This window comes from Glycomyces amatae (assembly GCF_020991375.1).
Classification (GTDB): domain Bacteria; phylum Actinomycetota; class Actinomycetes; order Mycobacteriales; family Micromonosporaceae; genus Glycomyces; species Glycomyces amatae.
This window is the reverse complement of sequence record NZ_JAJLQZ010000001.1, coordinates 551,069-566,960: the sequence shown is the minus strand read 5'-3', so window position 1 is coordinate 566,960 and position 15,892 is coordinate 551,069. Positions and strand designations below refer to the sequence as shown.

Annotated in this window: 16 protein-coding genes, 1 pseudogene and 1 riboswitch; of the genes and pseudogenes, 9 read left to right on the top strand and 8 right to left on the bottom strand. The window is 72.8% G+C overall.

Features of this window, described 5'->3' with window-relative positions; translation table 11 throughout:
* Nucleotides 1-42: 42 nt before the first annotated feature.
* From purH to LO763_RS02725, 4 genes and pseudogenes are all read right to left on the bottom strand, one after another.
* The gene (gene purH, locus LO763_RS02740) at nt 43-1,587 is read right to left on the bottom strand and encodes a bifunctional phosphoribosylaminoimidazolecarboxamide formyltransferase/IMP cyclohydrolase (protein ID WP_230600370.1); all 1,545 of its coding nucleotides are present in this window, start codon (nt 1,585-1,587) and stop codon (nt 43-45) included.
* 26 nt (nt 1,588-1,613) lie between these two features.
* Nucleotides 1,614-1,776, bottom strand: a riboswitch (ZMP/ZTP riboswitch).
* 72 nt (nt 1,777-1,848) lie between these two features.
* A pseudogene (locus LO763_RS02735) lies at nt 1,849-2,301 on the bottom strand (VanZ family protein); the annotation flags it as partial.
* A 55-nt stretch (nt 2,302-2,356) separates the two neighbouring features.
* A complete protein-coding gene (purN, locus tag LO763_RS02730) occupies nt 2,357-2,989 on the bottom strand; it encodes a phosphoribosylglycinamide formyltransferase (protein WP_369431901.1) in 633 nt (210 codons plus the stop codon).
* Nucleotides 2,990-3,002: 13 nt separating this feature from the next.
* Entirely contained in the window at nt 3,003-4,349 is a 1,347-nt protein-coding gene (locus LO763_RS02725) for a cell division protein PerM (RefSeq protein WP_230600366.1), read from the bottom strand.
* A 116-nt stretch (nt 4,350-4,465) separates the two neighbouring features.
* Between LO763_RS02725 and LO763_RS02720 the strand changes: the two genes are divergently transcribed.
* Complete coding sequence (locus LO763_RS02720; protein ID WP_230600364.1) at nt 4,466-4,900, top strand: thermonuclease family protein; 435 nt, start codon at nt 4,466-4,468, stop codon at nt 4,898-4,900.
* Between the two features lie 94 nt (nt 4,901-4,994).
* Here LO763_RS02720 and LO763_RS02715 read toward each other — a convergent pair whose 3' ends face one another.
* Nucleotides 4,995-5,642 (bottom strand): response regulator transcription factor, encoded by a 648-nt coding sequence (locus tag LO763_RS02715; RefSeq protein WP_230600362.1) that lies wholly within the window; start codon nt 5,640-5,642, stop codon nt 4,995-4,997.
* The gene (locus LO763_RS02710; RefSeq protein WP_230600361.1) at nt 5,630-6,937 is read right to left on the bottom strand and encodes a sensor histidine kinase; all 1,308 of its coding nucleotides are present in this window, start codon (nt 6,935-6,937) and stop codon (nt 5,630-5,632) included. The genes LO763_RS02715 and LO763_RS02710 overlap by 13 nt, the downstream gene beginning before the upstream one ends.
* A 188-nt stretch (nt 6,938-7,125) precedes the next feature.
* On the opposite strand from LO763_RS02710, the gene LO763_RS02705 reads away from it, so the two are divergent.
* Nucleotides 7,126-7,374 (top strand): hypothetical protein, encoded by a 249-nt coding sequence (locus LO763_RS02705; protein WP_230600360.1) that lies wholly within the window; start codon nt 7,126-7,128, stop codon nt 7,372-7,374.
* Nucleotides 7,371-8,096, top strand: coding sequence for an ABC transporter ATP-binding protein (locus tag LO763_RS02700; protein WP_230600358.1), 726 nt, complete (start codon nt 7,371-7,373; stop codon nt 8,094-8,096). The genes LO763_RS02705 and LO763_RS02700 overlap by 4 nt, the downstream gene beginning before the upstream one ends.
* A 113-nt stretch (nt 8,097-8,209) precedes the next feature.
* On the opposite strand, the gene LO763_RS02695 is transcribed toward LO763_RS02700, so the two are convergent.
* The gene (locus LO763_RS02695; RefSeq protein ID WP_230600356.1) at nt 8,210-9,658 is read right to left on the bottom strand and encodes an MFS transporter; all 1,449 of its coding nucleotides are present in this window, start codon (nt 9,656-9,658) and stop codon (nt 8,210-8,212) included.
* A gap of 86 nt (nt 9,659-9,744) precedes the next feature.
* On the opposite strand from LO763_RS02695, the gene LO763_RS02690 reads away from it, so the two are divergent.
* The 6 genes from LO763_RS02690 to LO763_RS02665 all read left to right on the top strand — a co-directional run bounded on the left by LO763_RS02690 (nt 9,745) and on the right by LO763_RS02665 (nt 15,364).
* Entirely contained in the window at nt 9,745-10,131 is a 387-nt protein-coding gene (locus LO763_RS02690; RefSeq protein WP_230600355.1) for a MarR family winged helix-turn-helix transcriptional regulator, read from the top strand.
* A gap of 131 nt (nt 10,132-10,262) precedes the next feature.
* Nucleotides 10,263-11,270: a hypothetical protein gene (locus tag LO763_RS02685; protein ID WP_230600354.1), complete on the top strand. Its 1,008-nt coding sequence runs from the start codon at nt 10,263-10,265 to the stop codon at nt 11,268-11,270.
* A 114-nt stretch (nt 11,271-11,384) separates the two neighbouring features.
* Nucleotides 11,385-11,816 (top strand): coenzyme B12-dependent isobutyryl CoA mutase small subunit, encoded by a 432-nt coding sequence (icmB, locus tag LO763_RS02680; protein ID WP_230600353.1) that lies wholly within the window; start codon nt 11,385-11,387, stop codon nt 11,814-11,816.
* Between the two features lie 662 nt (nt 11,817-12,478).
* The gene (gene sucC, locus LO763_RS02675) at nt 12,479-13,657 is read left to right on the top strand and encodes an ADP-forming succinate--CoA ligase subunit beta (protein ID WP_230600351.1); all 1,179 of its coding nucleotides are present in this window, start codon (nt 12,479-12,481) and stop codon (nt 13,655-13,657) included.
* A gap of 4 nt (nt 13,658-13,661) precedes the next feature.
* Nucleotides 13,662-14,549: a succinate--CoA ligase subunit alpha gene (sucD, locus tag LO763_RS02670; RefSeq protein ID WP_230600350.1), complete on the top strand. Its 888-nt coding sequence runs from the start codon at nt 13,662-13,664 to the stop codon at nt 14,547-14,549.
* Nucleotides 14,550-14,644: 95 nt separating this feature from the next.
* Nucleotides 14,645-15,364 (top strand): ComEA family DNA-binding protein, encoded by a 720-nt coding sequence (locus tag LO763_RS02665; RefSeq protein ID WP_230600349.1) that lies wholly within the window; start codon nt 14,645-14,647, stop codon nt 15,362-15,364.
* On the opposite strand, the gene LO763_RS02660 is transcribed toward LO763_RS02665, so the two are convergent.
* Nucleotides 15,361-15,846 carry a cupin domain-containing protein gene (locus LO763_RS02660; RefSeq protein ID WP_230600348.1) on the bottom strand — a complete coding sequence of 162 codons (486 nt, stop codon included), beginning with the start codon at nt 15,844-15,846 and terminating at the stop codon, nt 15,361-15,363. The genes LO763_RS02665 and LO763_RS02660 overlap by 4 nt on opposite strands.
* Between the last annotated feature and the right edge of the window lie 46 nt (nt 15,847-15,892).

Here is a 15,892-nt window from a genome sequence, read left to right as displayed (position 1 = left end):
CCGCTTCACGCACTAGTGCGTACTGAGCCGCCGCTTCACGCACTAGTGCGTGAAGTGCCGCGTCCCCGTGAGGTACATGGTGATCCCCGCGCGCTTGGCCGCGTCGATCACGGCCTCGTCGCGCACCGACCCGCCCGGCTGCACCACGGCCTTGACCCCGGCCTCGGTCAGGATCTCCAACCCGTCCGGGAACGGGAAGAACGCGTCCGACGAGGCGACCGCGCCGCGGGCGCGCTCCTCGCCCGCCCGCTCGACCGCGAGCTTCGCCGAGTCGACCCGGTTGACCTGCCCCATGCCGACTCCGACGGAGGCGCCGCCGCTCGCCAGGAGGATCGCGTTCGACTTCACCGAGCGCACGGCGCGCCAGGCGAACACGAGATCCGCGAGGGTCGCCTCGTCGGCGGCCTCGCCCGTGGCGAGCGTCCAGTTCGCCGGGTCGTCGCCGTCGGCGTCGATCCGGTCGGGCCGCTGCACCAGCACGCCGCCCGAGATCGGCTTCAGCTCCAGCCGCGCGGGCGCCCACGCGGGCGCGCGCAGGAGGCGGAGGTTCTTCTTCGCCGAGAGGATCGCGACCGCCTCGTCGGTGAACGCCGGGGCGACCACGACCTCGGTGAAGATCTCGGCGATCTGCGCGGCGGCCTCCGCGTCGACCTCCGCGTTCGCGGCGATCACGCCGCCGAAGGCGCTCAGCGGGTCGCACTCGTGGGCCTTGCGGTGCGCCTCGGCGATCGTCGCGCCCACGGCGATCCCGCACGGGTTGGCGTGCTTGATGACCGCCACGGCGGGCTCGGCGAAGTCGTGCGCGGCCCGCCAGGCGGCGTCCGCGTCCGTGTAGTTGTTGAAGCTCATGGCCTTGCCGTGCAGCTGCTCGGCCTGCGCCAGCCCGGCCTCGCCGGGGGCGCTGTACACGGCGGCGTCCTGGTGCGGGTTCTCGCCGTAGCGCAGGTCGGCGGCCTTGGCCATCGGCACGGCCAGGAAGTCGCCCAGGCCCTCGCCGGCGGTCTGCTCGGCGAGCCAGGTGGCGACGGCCGAGTCGTACGTGGCGAGGTGCGCGAAGGCCTTGGCGGCCAGGCGGAGCCGCTGCTCTGCGGTGGTGCCCTCCTTGGCGGCGTCGCGGATCCACGAGTAGTCGGCCGGGTCGACGACGACGGCGACGTTCGCGTGGTTCTTGGCCGCGCCGCGGACCATCGAGGGGCCGCCGACGTCGATCTTCTCGACGACGTCGTCGAAGCCCGCGCCGGAGGCCACGGTCGCCGCGAACGGGTAGAGGTTCCCGACCAGCAGGTCGAACGCGGCGATGCCGAGCTCGTCGAGCTGGGCGCGGTGGGACTCGCGGCGGACGTCGGCGAGCATCCCGGCGTGGACCTTCGGGTGGAGGGTCTTCACGCGGTCGTCGAGGATCTCGGGGAACCCGGTCAGGTCCTCGACCTTGGTGACGGGGATGCCGGCCTCGGCTATCACTGAGGCGGTCGACCCGGTCGAGACGAGTTCGACGCCCGCGGCGTGGAGGTCGGCGGCGAGTTCGACGACGCCGGTCTTGTCGAACACGGAGATGAGGGCTCGCTGGATGCGCTTCCGCTCGGACATGAATGCACTGCTCCTGATCGTGGAATGACTGCGGCCCAGGCGTTCGACCGCAGTAACAGGTTCAGCAGTGCCGCTCCCCGGTGGTGCTCCACCTGCGAACGTCCGGAAGGTTCCCCCTCAACAACGAGCTGCCCGGTCCGTGCCACGGGAAACCTCGAGAGACGTCACTCGCCAGTCGCGACGCCCGAAGCGTAACACGGCGGTCGCGGACCGCGAGTCGGCGACGCCGCGTGAAGAGCGCCACCACCGGCGCGACAGCAGCGCCCCCAGGAGCGCCCCGAGGGCGTTGAGCAGGACGTCGTCCACGGAGGCGACCCGGCCGGTGCCGAACGCGAACTGCGCGGCCTCCACGAGCGCGGCGCCGAGGGCGCCGCCCAGGAGGACCGCCCACGGGCCGACGCGGAGGCGGATCGGGACGAAGAACCCGGCGAGGAGGAACAGGAGGAGGTTGCCGACGAGCTGCTCGACGATCGTCCGCGGGTCGGCCGAGGCGAGGTCGACGAGGTCGGCGAAGGGGACGGGCTGGACGCCGCCGTCGCCGCCGCGGGGCGTGAGCACGAGGAACAGCCAGGGGAGGGTCCCGAAGACCGCGCCGACCTCGGCCACCGAGAAGCGCCATGCGGTGCGGGCGGGGACGCCGCGGCGGACGCGGAGGGCGGCGAGGCCCCAGGCGGCCAGGAGTCCCAGGGGGATCAGGGCGGTGGCGGCGGCCATGGTGGCCGTCTCGAGGGCGTTGACGGCGAGGAGGGGCGGGGCCATGCGGCGGATGCTAGCCGAGGCGGACCCGGCGGCCCTCGACCTTCCAGCCGCCCTGGACCATGCGCCCGACCGAGGCGACCAGTTGGGCGCGCTCGGCCTCCTTGATGCGCTCGGTGAGGGTGTCGACGGTGTCGTCGTCCTCGACGGGGACGGCGCACTGGGCCACGATCGGGCCGGTGTCGACGCCGGAGTCGCAGATGAACAGGGTCGCGCCCGCGAGTTTGACGCCCGCGGCGAGGGCCTCGCCGGGGCCGTTCATGCCCGGGAAGGCCGGGAGGAGCGAGTTGTGGGTGTTGACGTAGCGGCCGGGGAAGGCCGCGAGGAAGCGCGGGCCGCAGAGCTTCAGGAACCCGGCGGAGACGACCAGGTCGGGGTCGTGGGAGGCGACCTCGGCGGTCAGGGCCTCGTCCCAGGCGTCGCGGGTCGCGTAGTCCTTGACGCGGTGCGTGAACGTAGGGATGCCGGCCCGCTCGGCGCGCTCGGCGCCGAAGGTGCCGTGGCGGTCGGCGCCGACGGCGACGACGCGGGCCCCGTAGGCGGGGTCGGCGCAGGCGTCGATGAGGGCCTGGAGGTTCGAGCCGGAGCCTGACACGAGGACGACGAGCCTGGCCACGGCGCCGCTTGCGGAGCCGTAAGTTTGCACAGCGGTCACCTCGTTACGGTAACGCGTCGCCCTGGCCGGTGGCGGGTTCGGGGATGACCACCGTGTCCCTGCGCACGAGCTCGGCCTCGGCGGCGCGGCGGTGCACGGCGAACAGGCGGGCGACGAGGGCGCCGCCGAGGAGGCCGACGAGGAGCTGGACGCCGCCGATGCCGGCGAGCGCGAGCGGGTCGGGGCCGAGGTCGGCGAGGAGGTCGGTCCCGGCGGCGCCGCCGGAGAGGAAGGCGAGGAGGCCGAGGACCGCGGCGGCGGTCGCGGCGGCGAGGACGGCGGCGGTGATCACGCGGGGGACGCGCAGGTCCGGGGAGCGGTAGGTGAGGACGACGCCGAAGACGGCCGCGAGCATCAGCGGCAGTCCGATGAGGATGGTCGCGTGGTCCGGGAGGGGCGCGTTGGGGACGGCGGCGAACACCGGGAAGGCCGGGAGGGGGCCGAGGTCGACCAGTTCGGCCCGGACGGCGGTGTCCGCGCCGACGGCGAAGCCGGGCCCGGCGATGTAGGCGGCGGCCCACACGGCGAGGTTGGGCAGGTAGAGCAGGCTCAGGAGGGCGACGATCCAGGACTCGGCGCCGTAGACGCGGAGGGTGTCGGCGACGACGGGGCCGCGGACGGCGAACGCGACGCCGGTGGCGGCCGCGCCGCAGGCCAGGAGGGCCCCGGTGGTGATCATGCCGGTGCGCAGGCCGCGCCGCAGCCACACCGAGGCGCCGTCCCACGGGAGGACGCCCGCCTCGCGGGCGGCGCCGAACGCGGTCGCGGCGGCGACCAGGGGCACGGCGTGCAGGAGCGCGGGGAGGAGGTCCACGGTGAACGGCCCGGTCGTGCACAGCGCGGCGGCGCCGGCGACGAGTCCGGTGTAGAGGATGGTGACGAGTCCGGCGGCGGCGCGGACGGCGGCGGCGTCGCGGCCGCCGATCGCGCGGGTCGTCGCGGCGGCGGCCTTGGCGAGGCGCCAGGCGGTCACGGCGGTGAGGGCGAGCGGGGGGACGCTCAGGTGCATCGGTCCGATGTCGACCGGGACGCCGTGGCCCGAGAGCCAGGCGACCCCGGCGGCGGCGACGACCGAGCCGACCGAGCCGAGGGCCCCGGCCTGCCACCAGCCGAGGATGACGCACACCAGGATCGGGGTGAAGACGACCGTGGCGCACCAGGCGGTGGTCGCGAGGGCGGAGGCGAGGAGGGCGCGCGGGCGCCGGGGGGCGCCTGCGCGCTTGGGCGCCGGGGCGGCGTCGGCGCGGCGCTGCGAGGGGGTCCGGGGGCCGCGCGGGGAGCCGCCGATGCGCACGGTGTCGCGCTGGGCGGACCCTGCGCGGCCAGGGCGCCGGTTCGGTCGTTGCTCCACGCCGACCAGTCTGACACAGCGGGGCACGTGGAGGACGGTTCCCATGACGGGCCGTCGAATGCGAGGATGGGTCGAGACGTCCGCCCGCCGGGGGCGGGGTCCGAGGAGGCGGCAGTATGGAAGGTCCGGGCGACTTCTACGCGACGGTCGAGGTCCACGAGGTGGTCGACGGGGACACGTTCCGCGCGTTCCTGGACGGCGAGAAGGTCCGGGTGCGGATCATGGGCATCAACTCCCCCGAGTCGGGCGGGTACCGCGAGGAGGAGGACTGGGGCGCCGAGGCGAAGGTGTTCGCCAAGAAGAAGCTCGAGGGCCGGACCGTCCACCTGTTCACCGACCCGGGCGACCCGGCGTACGACCAGTACGACCGGCTGCTGGTGCACGTGGTCATGGAGAACGGCATGAACTACGCGGTCCTGGCGGTCGCCGAGGGCATGGCGCACACGTACATCCTGCGGCACCAGGAGCTGACGATCGGCGACACGCTGCGCAAGGCCGAGCGGCTCGCGAAGGCCGAGCGACGGGGCATGTGGTCGGCGGCCGAGGACTAGGCCCGGGCGGGCTCGGGCGTCTCGGCCCTGCGGCCGGGGCTTGAGGGCCGCGGACTCGGACCAGCGCGGGTTAGTTCGAGGACGGGCGCCCTGTTCAGGCGCGCTCGAGGTAGTGGAGGACGGCCGCGACGCGGCGGTCGGTCCGGTCGCCCGGGTTCAGCTCGAGCTTGAGGAAGATGTTGCGGATGTGCTTGTGCACGGCGTTCTCGGTGATGAACAGCCGCTGCGCGATCGCCGCGTTCCCCAGCCCCTCGGCCATGACCGACAGGACCTCCTTCTCGCGCGGGGTGAGCCGCTCGACCGGGTCGTCGGCGCGCCGCTGCGCGAACAGCTGCGCGACCACCTCGGGGTCGATCGCGGTGCCGCCCGCGGCGACCCGGTGCAGGGCCTCCACGAACGCGTCGACGCGCCCGACGCGCTCCTTGAGGAGGTATCCGACGCTGCGGGCGCCGTCGGCGAGCAGGTCGGTCGCGAAGCTCTGCTCCACATAGGCGGAGAGGACGAGCACGGCCAGGCCCGGGTGGGCGCGGCGGGCCGCGACGGCGGCCTTGATGCCCTCGTCGGTGTGCGTCGGGGGCATCCGAACGTCCACGACCGCGAGCTGGGGCCGGTGCTCCTCGACCGCGGCCAGGAACGCCTCGGGCCCGCCCACCGAGGCGACGACCTCGAACCCCTCGCCCTGGAGCACCAGGTTGAGGCCCTCGCGCAGGAGGGTGTCGTCCTCGGCGATCACGATCCGCATGGCAGCTCCGCTCTGATCTCGGTCGGCCCTCCGGGAGGGCTCTTGACTTCGGTCGTCCCGTCGAGGGCCTCGACGCGGCGCCTGATCCCGGCGAGCCCGGACCCGGACTCGGCGTCGGCCCCGCCGCGGCCGTCGTCGGTGACGACGACCCTGAGCGTATTCCCCCTGCGCAGCACCATGACCGAGGCGTGCTCGGCGCGTGAGTGCTTGGCCACGTTGGTGAGGGACTCGGCGACGACGAAGTAGGCGGTGGCCTCGACGCTCGCCGGGCACCGGCCCTCGACGTCGACCTGCACCGTGCAGGGGACGGGGCAGTCGGAGGCCAGCGCGTTGAGGGCCCCGGCGAGGCCGCGGTCCTCGAGCACGGGCGGCAGGATCGAGCGGACCACGGCCCGCAGTTCGGCGAGCGCGCTCTCGACGGTGGTCTGGGCGCGTTCGAGGATCTCGTCGGCGCGCTCGGGGGCGCGGGAGACCTCGCGGCGGGCGGCGCCGATGAGGACGGCGACGGCGACGATGCGGTTCTGGGCGCCGTCGTGCAGGGCCCGCTCGATGCGGCGCAGCTCGACCGCGTGCGCGTCGAGGGCGGCGGCGCGGGTCGCGGTGAGGCGGGCGACGCGCTCGGAGAGGTCGACTTCGCGGTCGGGCCCGAGGAGGCGCGCGCCGGGCATGGCCTGGAGGTCGAGGAGCTTGGGGGCGAACAGGAGCCACAGGACGAACGCGGCGATGCCGGTGGCGAAGCCGAGGGTTGCGGCGGTCTGCGTCTCGGCCTCGATGAGGCCGTTGAGGATCTCCTGGTCGGAGGTGGCGGCGAGGCCCCACCACACCGGGTAGGTGACGTCGTGGATCGCGACGAACGGCAGCTGGAGCAGCACCGCGCCGATGACGAGGCCCCAGGTGGCGTGCGCGGCGACCCACAGCAGGTCCCGGCGGGCGCTCGGGTCGGCCCGGACCTCCCTGAGCGTCCGGGGGGGCTCGTCGATCGGCTCCGCGTAGGGCGACTCGACCTCATGGCCGATCCAGCGCAGGCGGCGGCGCTCCAGGCCGGCGACGATGCGCACCCACTGCATCATCGGGGCCACGAGCGGGCGGCCGACGCCCAGCATCGCGAACACGGCGGTGAGCAGGAGCAGCGGCAGCGTGTACAGGGCGATGATGCCGTAGGCGGCGCCGACGGCGCCGTAGCCGGTGGCGCGCAGGGACGCGAGCAGGAGCGAGCGGGCGTCGGTCGCCTCGCCTTCGGGGCGCAGCAGGGCGTCGAACCGGGCCCGCCAGCGTTCGAAGCGGCCTTGCGCCATGTGCACCTCCCCGGTGGTCGTGTGCGCTCGCCCCAGAAACCTACCCGCGGCGGCGCCGGTCGTCGCTACAGCTACCTGTACCCGCGGTCCTGCACCTGGCCTCACCTCGGATTCGGCAGGTGACTGCATTGGGGGCGGGGGCCGTCCGCCGTAGCGTCGAAGGCACCCGATCCACCGGAGGGAACACCATGAACGACCAGTACCGCGCCACCGCGCCGACGCCGCCGCCCCAGGCCGCGCTCGGCCACTACAAGCTCACCACCGCCGCGCTGTGGATCGGCCTCCTCGGCGGGGCCGTCCTCAACACGGGCCTCCAGCTCGTCGGGGTGTGGCTCATCGCGGTCCCGTTCGGGGCGATCGCCGCCGGCTGCGCCGTCGCGCTCGTCGTCCGCGCGGTCGTGTCGAGGAAGCAGGCCGGATCGGAGCAGCGCCGATGAGCACGCTCACCGCGCCCCGCGAGGACCTGCTCGCCGCCCCGGACCGGCCCGCGGCGCTGCGCCTGCGCGAGGTCGTCAAGACCTACGACGGCGCGCACACCGTGCTCGACCGCGTCACCCTCGAGGCCGCGCACGGGACCCTCACCGCGGTGCTGGGCGCGGCGGGCTCGGGCAAGTCGACCCTGCTGCACTGCGCGGCCGGGCTCGACGACCCGACCGCGGGCGAGGCGTTCGTGGGCGGCCGGCGGGTCTCGGGGCTCGGCGAGGCCAAGCGGACCCTGCTGCGCCAGGGCCGGATCGGCTTCGTGTTCCAGTCCTACAACCTGCTGCCGTCCCTCACGGTGGAGGAGAACCTCCAGCTGCCGCTGCGGCTGGCCGGGGCCGAGGCCGACCGGCCCTGGCTGCGGCTCCTGGCCGAGCGCACCGGCGTCGCGGACCTGCTGCGCCGCAGGCCCGGCGCCTTGACCGCCGTCCAGCAGCAGCGGGCGGCCGTCGCGCGGGCCTTCGCGGCGCGGCCCGACGTGGTGTTCGCCGACGAGCCGACCGGCGCGCTCGGCGCCGACGAGTCCGCCGAGGTCCTCGACCTGCTGCGCGGCCTCGTCGACGACTGGGGCCCGGCGGTCGTGGTGGTCACGCGCGACGAGGCGGTCGCGTCCCGGGCCGACGCGACCTGGGCGCTGCGCGACGGGCGGCTGCGGCCCGTCCTCACTGTCGTCAAGTAGGACCGTCGTTAAATAGGACCGCCGTGAAGTGAACGGCGCGTGGACCTCTCGAGGAACCGGGGAACGCGGGAGGGGCCGCCGTCCGATGACGGCGGCCCCTCCGGTGCGGGTCCTTACGCGGGCTCGACCGCGGTGCGGCGGCCCAGCAGTGCGGTCGCGCTGGCGAGCAGGCCGACCGCGGCGACCGCGGTCACCAGGTACAGGCCGGGCCGGTACTGGGCGATGTCGGTGGCGGCGCCGCCGGCGATGAGGCCGGTGACGACCGCGAGGACGACCGCGCCGCCGATCTGGCCGGAGGTCTGGACGAGCCCGGAGGCGAGGCCCTGCTCGTCGTCCGAGATGCCCTCGGTGGCCTGGACCATGACCGACGAGAAGCCGATCGCGAAGCCGAGGCCCAGCAGCAGGAACGCGGGCAGGTAGTCGACGGCGTAGTCCGGCCGGGCGCTGCCGCCGCGCAGGATGAACCAGAGGTAGCCGAGGACGAACGCGGCCATCGAGGCGATGATCATCGTCCTGGTGCCGTAGCGGTCGATGAACCGGCCCGCGATCGGCGACAGGATCGCGACGATGATGCCGGCCGGGGCCAGGGCGAGCGCCATCTGGATCGGCTCCCACCGGAGCGTGTTCTGGAGGTACAGGGACACGATCGTCTGGAAGCTGATGTAGGACCCGAAGATCGCCAGGGCCGCGAGGTTGGCCCGCACGATCGACTTGACCTTGAAGATGCTCAGGCGCACCAGCGGGTGGGCGACCTTGTTCTCGATGACGAAGAACGCGCCGAGGAGGACGACCGCGGCCGCGGTGGTGGCCGTGGTGAGCGGCGTGAAGCCGGTCTCGGGCACGGTGACGATGGTGTAGACCGCGGCGAGCATCCCGCCGGTGAGGGTCCCTGAGCCGAGGAAGTCGATGGAGCCGCGTTCGCGCTCGGCGTTCTTCGGCACCACAAAGAACGCGGCGATGAGGACGCCGGCGGTCACGACGACGGGCGCGAAGAACGTCAGGCGCCAGTCGACGCTGGTCAGGAGCCCCGAGGCGATGAGGCCGGAGGCGTACCCGGTCGCGCCGAAGACGGTGAAGATCGACAGGGCCTTGTTGCGGTCGTGGCCCTCCTTGAAGGTGGTGGTGATGATCGACAGGGCCGCCGGGGCGGTGAAGGCGGCGGCGACGCCCTTGACGATGCGCGAGGCGATGAGCAGGGCCTCGTCGTCGACCAGGCCGCCGACGAGGGAGGCCGCGCCGAAGACCACGAGCGCGGTCAGGAAGACCTGGCGCCGCCCGAGCAGGTCGGCCATGCGTCCGCCCAGGAGGAGCAGGCCGCCGTAGCCGAGGATGTAGCCGTTGACGATCCACTGGAGCGAGGCGGTCTCGAGGCCGAGCTCGGCGCCGATGGAGGGGAGCGCGACGCCGACCATGGAGACGTCGAGCGCGTCGAGGAACATCGCGAGGCCGGCGACGACGAGCACGGCCCAGAGCTTCGGCCCCCACCGGCTCGGGGGGTGTGCCGGGGTATCGCGGGGGCTGGAGGCGCGGTGGGACAGGGGTCTGGGTTCGGTGATCGTCATGGAGGCGAACTTACATGCGCGTGCATTTGATGTCAACACATCAAATGCATGGACATTAAATGTCTTGACATGGTAATGTCCTGGTCATGGAGGCTGAAGCGGACGTCGACGTATGCGACAAGTGGTCTGAAACACTGCGCGTCTACCACACCACCTCGTGCGAGCTCGAGAACGAGCTCCAGAGCCGCCACGGCCTGGGGCTCAGCGAGTTCGAGGTGCTCCTGATCCTCGGGCGCGCCACCGGCGAGTGCGGCGTCAAGGCCAGGATGAAGGACATCGAGGCCGAGACGCACCTGAGCCAGAGCGCCCTCTCGCGGACCGTGACCCGGCTCGAGAAGGCCGGGCTGGTGGCGCGCGCGGCGTGCGAGTTCGACCGCCGCGCGAACTTCCTCGCGCTCACCCCCGCCGGGCGGGAGCGCTTCGAGCAGGCCGCCCCGACCCACCGGTCCGTACTCCTCAAGCACTTGGGCTGAAACGGGACCGGTTCGCGGCGGCGGCCGGGCCGGCCCGGCCGCCGGACGGCTCGCCCCGGGAGGGGGCCGAGGTCGGTATGGTGAAGGCGAGAGAAGTCACGAGACCTGATCCGGCTTGGAGAGTGGATGCAATGACTCCCCCTGAGAACGACCGACCCGACGACGAGGACGGCGGCACCTTCAAGCTCAAGCCCGGTGCCGGCGCCGCAGAACCCGCCCCCGCCCCCGGCGGCGAGGAGCCCGGGCTCGACCAGACCATGAAGATCCAGCGCGGGGCCGCCCCGAGCGGGCCCTCGACGCCCCCGCCGCCGCCCTCGCCGCTCGGCAACCCGACCGGCCCGGCCGAACCGCAGGCCGCGACGTTCGCCGAGACCAGCGTCATGCCGCAGACCGGCGGCTCGCAGACGGGCTTCCAGCCGAGCTCGCAGCAGACCCCGCCGCCGAACCCGCTCGGGCAGCCCCAGCAGCCGCCCGCGGGCCAGCAGCAGTACGGCCAGCCGGGGCAGCAGCCCGGCGCCTACCCGCCGCCCCCGCCTCCCGGCTACGGGCAGCCGCAGCAGGCGGCCCCGCAGGGCGAGGCGCCCACCGGCATCAAGCACATCGGCCTCATGGCGATGATCGCCGCGGGCGCGGCCCTCGTGCTCAACATCGTGAACCTCGCGATCATCGGCCCGCTGGCCATCGGCGGCGTCATCTTCGGCGTCCTCGTGGCCGGCGCCTTCGGCTGGTACGGCTGGGCGCTCCCGAAGGGCAAGATCACCGCCGCGGGCCTGCGCCTCACCGGCATCATCCTCATGATGATCGGCGCGGTCGGCTCGCTCCTCGGCCTCCTCGGCTCGCTCATCATCTTCAACCCGGTCAGCCTGATCCTGTACCTCGTCTACGCGGGCGCCTACGGCTACGCCAGCTTCCTGTACCTGACGAAGGACGAGGTCAAGGCCTACATCAAGGGCGCTCCGGCCGTCCCGGGCGGCTACCCGCCGCCGGGGTACCCGCAGCAGCCGTACGGGCAGCAGCCGCCGCCCGGCTACGGCCAGCCCGGCCCCCAGCAGCCGCAGCAGCCCGGCGCCTACCCGCCGCCGCCTCCCGGCTACCCGCAGCAGGGCCAGCAGCCGCCCCAGCCGCCCTACGGCGGTTAGCCCTACCGCCCCCAGCCGGTCGCGACTAAGCTCACTCGTAAGCAACGGCCGCGGTACGCACGGTTCGCCACGAGCGCCGTGGGTGCCGCGGCCTCCGTACGAGGAGGTACATCTATGTCTGCAGGAAGCGCACCGATCCGGGTGGTCGTGGCGAAGGTCGGGCTCGACGGCCACGACCGGGGCGCGAAGGTCGTGGCGCGCGCGCTGCGCGACGCGGGCATGGAGGTCGTCTACACCGGCCTGCACAACTCCCCCGAGCAGGTCGTCGCGACCGCGCTCGCCGAGGACGCCGACGCCATCGGGCTGAGCATTCTCTCCGGCGCCCATATGACGCTGTTCCCGCGGGTGCTGGCACTCCTCGACGAGGCCGACGCGCGCGACGTCATCGTCTTCGGCGGCGGCATCATTCCCGACGAGGACGCCGCGCGACTGCGCGAGGCCGGAGTCGCCGCGATATTCGGTCCCGGGGCCTCGACGCAGGCCATCGCCGAATGGGTCCGCGAGCATGTGGCCTCACCCGATCAGGGGCGTCCCGCGGCCGTCTGAACGCCCTTGAGCTGGGCCGATGTTCGAGGCCAAAAAAACTTCCGGGAGACCGTAACCGGCCGTCGGGGCCCTCGTTCTTATTAGTGTCAGGCGCAGTGGGAACACCGCGCAGGACGCATCGGCAGGGGCCGAAAGGCCCCCAATGAGCACGACCGCGAGGACACCGGAAGTTCACTTACCGATCGAATCGCAAACCGCAAAGCTCGCAATGTAGAGCTATGCCACAAACTGCCGATGCCCTGTCGATTGAGGGGTGGCGATAGGGCATCGTGCCTAAGGGAATCAAGCCTTTGAGGGGTGGGCTTGGTTCCCGCTAAGGGGACCGGACGCCTGAGGGGTGCGTCCGGTCCCCGCCTCTGTGCCCCCGCTCCCGCACCCCGCTCCACCGCCCGGTCCGGGCGCCGCGGCGCTCACTTCGCCGGCGACGGACCGTGAAGGCCCTGTACCGGCCCGTGTCAACGGGTTTTCAGCCTGACTCGTCACACCGGCGCCCTGCCAGGGGTATCGGCCCGCTGCCGGGGGTTACCCTGCGATAACGGGCACCTGTACCCGTCCCCGATCGCCGGACCCGGTTCGCCGAGACCGCGGCCCGCACCGGGCCGCGAGCGGGAGGCACCAGGGCGCCCGGTCAAAGAAGACTAGCTAGTGGAGCGGACTCTACAGTGGATCTGTACGAATACCAGGGCCGCGCACTGTTCGCCCGGCACAGCGTGCCGGTACTGGACGGCGGCGTCGCCACCACCCAGCAGGAGGCCGTGGAGCTCGCCGAGCGCCTCGGCGACCGGGTGGTCGTCAAGGCACAGGTGAAGGTCGGCGGCCGAGGCAAGGCGGGCGGCGTCAAACTCGCCGACACCGTCGCCGAGGTCGAGACCCACGCCGGGAACATCCTCGGCATGGACATCAAGGGCCACACCGTCGAGAAGGTCATGCTCACGGTGACCGCCGACATCGACCAGGAGTACTACTACTCCTACCTGCTCGACCGCGCGAACCGCACCTTCCTGTGCATCGCCTCCGTCGCGGGCGGCATGGAGATCGAAGAGGTCGCCCACACCGACCCCGAGAAGGTCGTCAAGCGCCCCATCGACGCCGGCGTCGGCGTCACCCCGGAGGTCGCGAACGAGATCTTCGACCAGGCCGGGTTCCCCGAGGACCTGCGCGACCAGCTCGTCGACGTGTTCGTGAAGCTGTGGGACGCCTTCGTGGCCGAGGACGCCACCCTGGTCGAGGTCAACCCGCTCGTGCGCACGCCCGAGGGGAAGGTCCTCGCGCTCGACGCGAAGGTCACCCTCGACGAGAACGCCGGCTTCCGCCACCCCGAGCACGCCGAGTTCGAGGACAAGTCCGCGGTCGACCCGCTCGAGCAGCGCGCCAAGGACTCCGGTCTGAACTACGTCAAGCTCGACGGCGCGGTCGGCATCATCGGCAACGGCGCCGGCCTCGTCATGTCCACGCTGGACGTCGTGTCGTACGCCGGCGAGCGGCACGGCGGCGTCAAGCCCGCGAACTTCCTCGACATCGGCGGCGGCGCCTCCGCCGCGGTCATGGCGAACGGCCTCGAAGTGGTCCTGTCGGACCCGCAGGTCAAGAGCGTGTTCGTGAACATCTTCGGCGGCATCACCGCCTGCGACGAGGTCGCCAACGGCATCCTCGGCGCCCTCCAGACCCTCGCCGACCGCGGCGAGGACGTCACCAAGCCGCTCGTCGCCCGCATCGACGGCAACAACGCCGAGGCCGGTCGCAAGATCCTCGCCGACGCGAACCACCCGCTCATCACCGTGGTCGAGACCATGGACGCCGCAGCCGACAAGGCCGCTGAGCTCGCGAACCAGGAGGCCTAGTCCGATGGCGATCTTCCTCAACGAGAACAGCAAGGTCATCGTCCAGGGCATGACCGGCTCCGAGGGCATGAAGCACACCCGCCGCATGCTCAAGGCCGGCACCGAGATCGTCGGCGGCGTGAACCCGCGCAAGGCCGGCACCAAGGTCGACGTCGACGGCGTGAGCCTGCCGGTGTTCGCCTCCGTGTCCGAGGCCATGGCCGAGACCGGCGCGAACGCCTCGGTCGTGTTCGTGCCCCCGGCCTTCTCCAAGGCCGCCGTGGTCGAGGCGATCGACGCCGAGATCGAGCTGGTCATCGTGATCACCGAGGGCATCCCGGTGCACGACTCGGTCGCGTTCTGGAACCACGCCGAGTCCAAGGGCAACAAGACCCGCATCGTGGGCCCGAACTGCCCCGGCATCGCCAGCCCCGGCAAGTCGAACGCGGGCATCACCCCCGCCGACATCACCGGCGCGGGCCCGATCGGCCTCGTCTCCAAGTCGGGCACGCTGACCTACCAGCTCATGTACGAGCTGCGGGACATCGGCTTCTCGACCTCCGTCGGCATCGGCGGCGACCCGGTCATCGGGACCACCCACATCGACTGCCTCAAGGCGTTCGAGGAGGACCCGGAGACCAAGGCGATCGTCATGATCGGCGAGATCGGCGGCGACGCCGAGGAGCGCGCGGCCGAGTACATCAAGGCCAACGTGACCAAGCCCGTGGTCGGCTACATCGCGGGCTTCACCGCCCCCGAGGGCAAGACGATGGGCCACGCGGGCGCCATCATCTCCGGTTCGGCCGGGACCGCCGAGTCGAAGAAGGAGGCCCTCGAGGCCGCCGGCGTCAAGGTCGGCAAGACCCCGAGCGAGACCGCCCGGCTGATGCGCGAGGTCATCGAGAACCTCTAGGACAGCCGCAGTGAAGGGCCGGGCGGCTTCGCCCGGCCCTTCGCCGTGCCGCTTCGTCCGCGGCCGGGCGCGCACCGGGTCGATACCATCGGGTCATGCCCGCGACGCCCCCGCCCGCCGACGCCCGCCCGCCGCTGCCTTCGGGCGGCCCGGGGGCGGCCACGCTCCTGTGGGCGCTGCTGCCGGTCCTGGTGCCCGGCGCCGGCGCGCCGCTGGCGTTCGGCGTCGCCGCCGGGCGGCGCCCGTCTCCGGTCACGGTGGCCCCGCTGGTGGCCTACACGGCCGCGTTCCTGGGGTTCTTCGCGCTCATCCTGCCGTTCGACGTGGGCGAGACGCCCGAGTGGGCGCTGTGGAGCGCGTTCGCGGTGCTGGCGGCCTCCACGTTCGGGGCGGCGGTCCACCTGCTCGCGATCCGCGGGCATGTGTGGGCGCCGCGGGAGGCGCCGCGCCCGCAGGCGCCCGCGCGCCCTTCCGGCGAGCCGGACTGGGTCGCGCCGACGCTCGACCGGGCCTCGCGGCTGCGCGAGGACGCCCGGCGGCTCGCCGAAGGCGACCCGGCCCTGGCCAAGCGCAGCGGCGTCGGCCGCCCCGACCTGCCGCGGAAGCTCGACGACGGCGGCCTGGTCGACCTCAACCACGCGCCCGTGGAGGCCCTGCGGGACCTGCCGGGGTTCAACGAGGCGACCGCGCGGCAGGTCCGCGAGCGCGTGGAGCGCCTGGGGCCGTTCCAGCACCTCGACGAGGTGATCCTCGAGGTCGGGGTCGTGCCCGGCTTCGAGAGGCACCTGCGCGAGTACGCGCTGCTGCTGCCCTAGTCCTCCTCGATCCAGAAGTTGTCGTGCTCGGCGAAGAAGGCCTTGCGCTCCTCGTCCGAGAGCTCCCCGATCGTCAGCAGGCCCTCGAAGTAGGCCTCGCGGGGCGCGCCGGGGTGGAACATGAGGAGCATCGAGGCGGGCTCGCCGGACTCGTTGCGGAAACCGTGGACGCCGCCCTCGGGGACGTGCACGAAGTCGCCGGGCTCGTGGTCGACCCACTTGGCGCCGTTGTAGATCCTGATGGTCCCCGAGAGGATGTAGAAGGACTCGGAGATGGTGCGGTGGAAGTGCGGGTCGGGCCCGGAGCGGGCGCCGCTCATGTTCCACTGGTAGAGCCCGAACTGGCCGTTCGTGGTGGCGCCGGTGGCGAGGTAGCCGGCGGAGCCGCCGTTGGGGTAGGTCAGGTCGGCGGGGGCGCCGGCGGGCCGGAACTGCGCGTTCATCTCGCCGTCGCCGAAGTACCGCGGTTCGGGATAGGACATGTCACTCGCTCTCTCGTGCGCTGCAGGGGTCACCGGTGCAGACGAT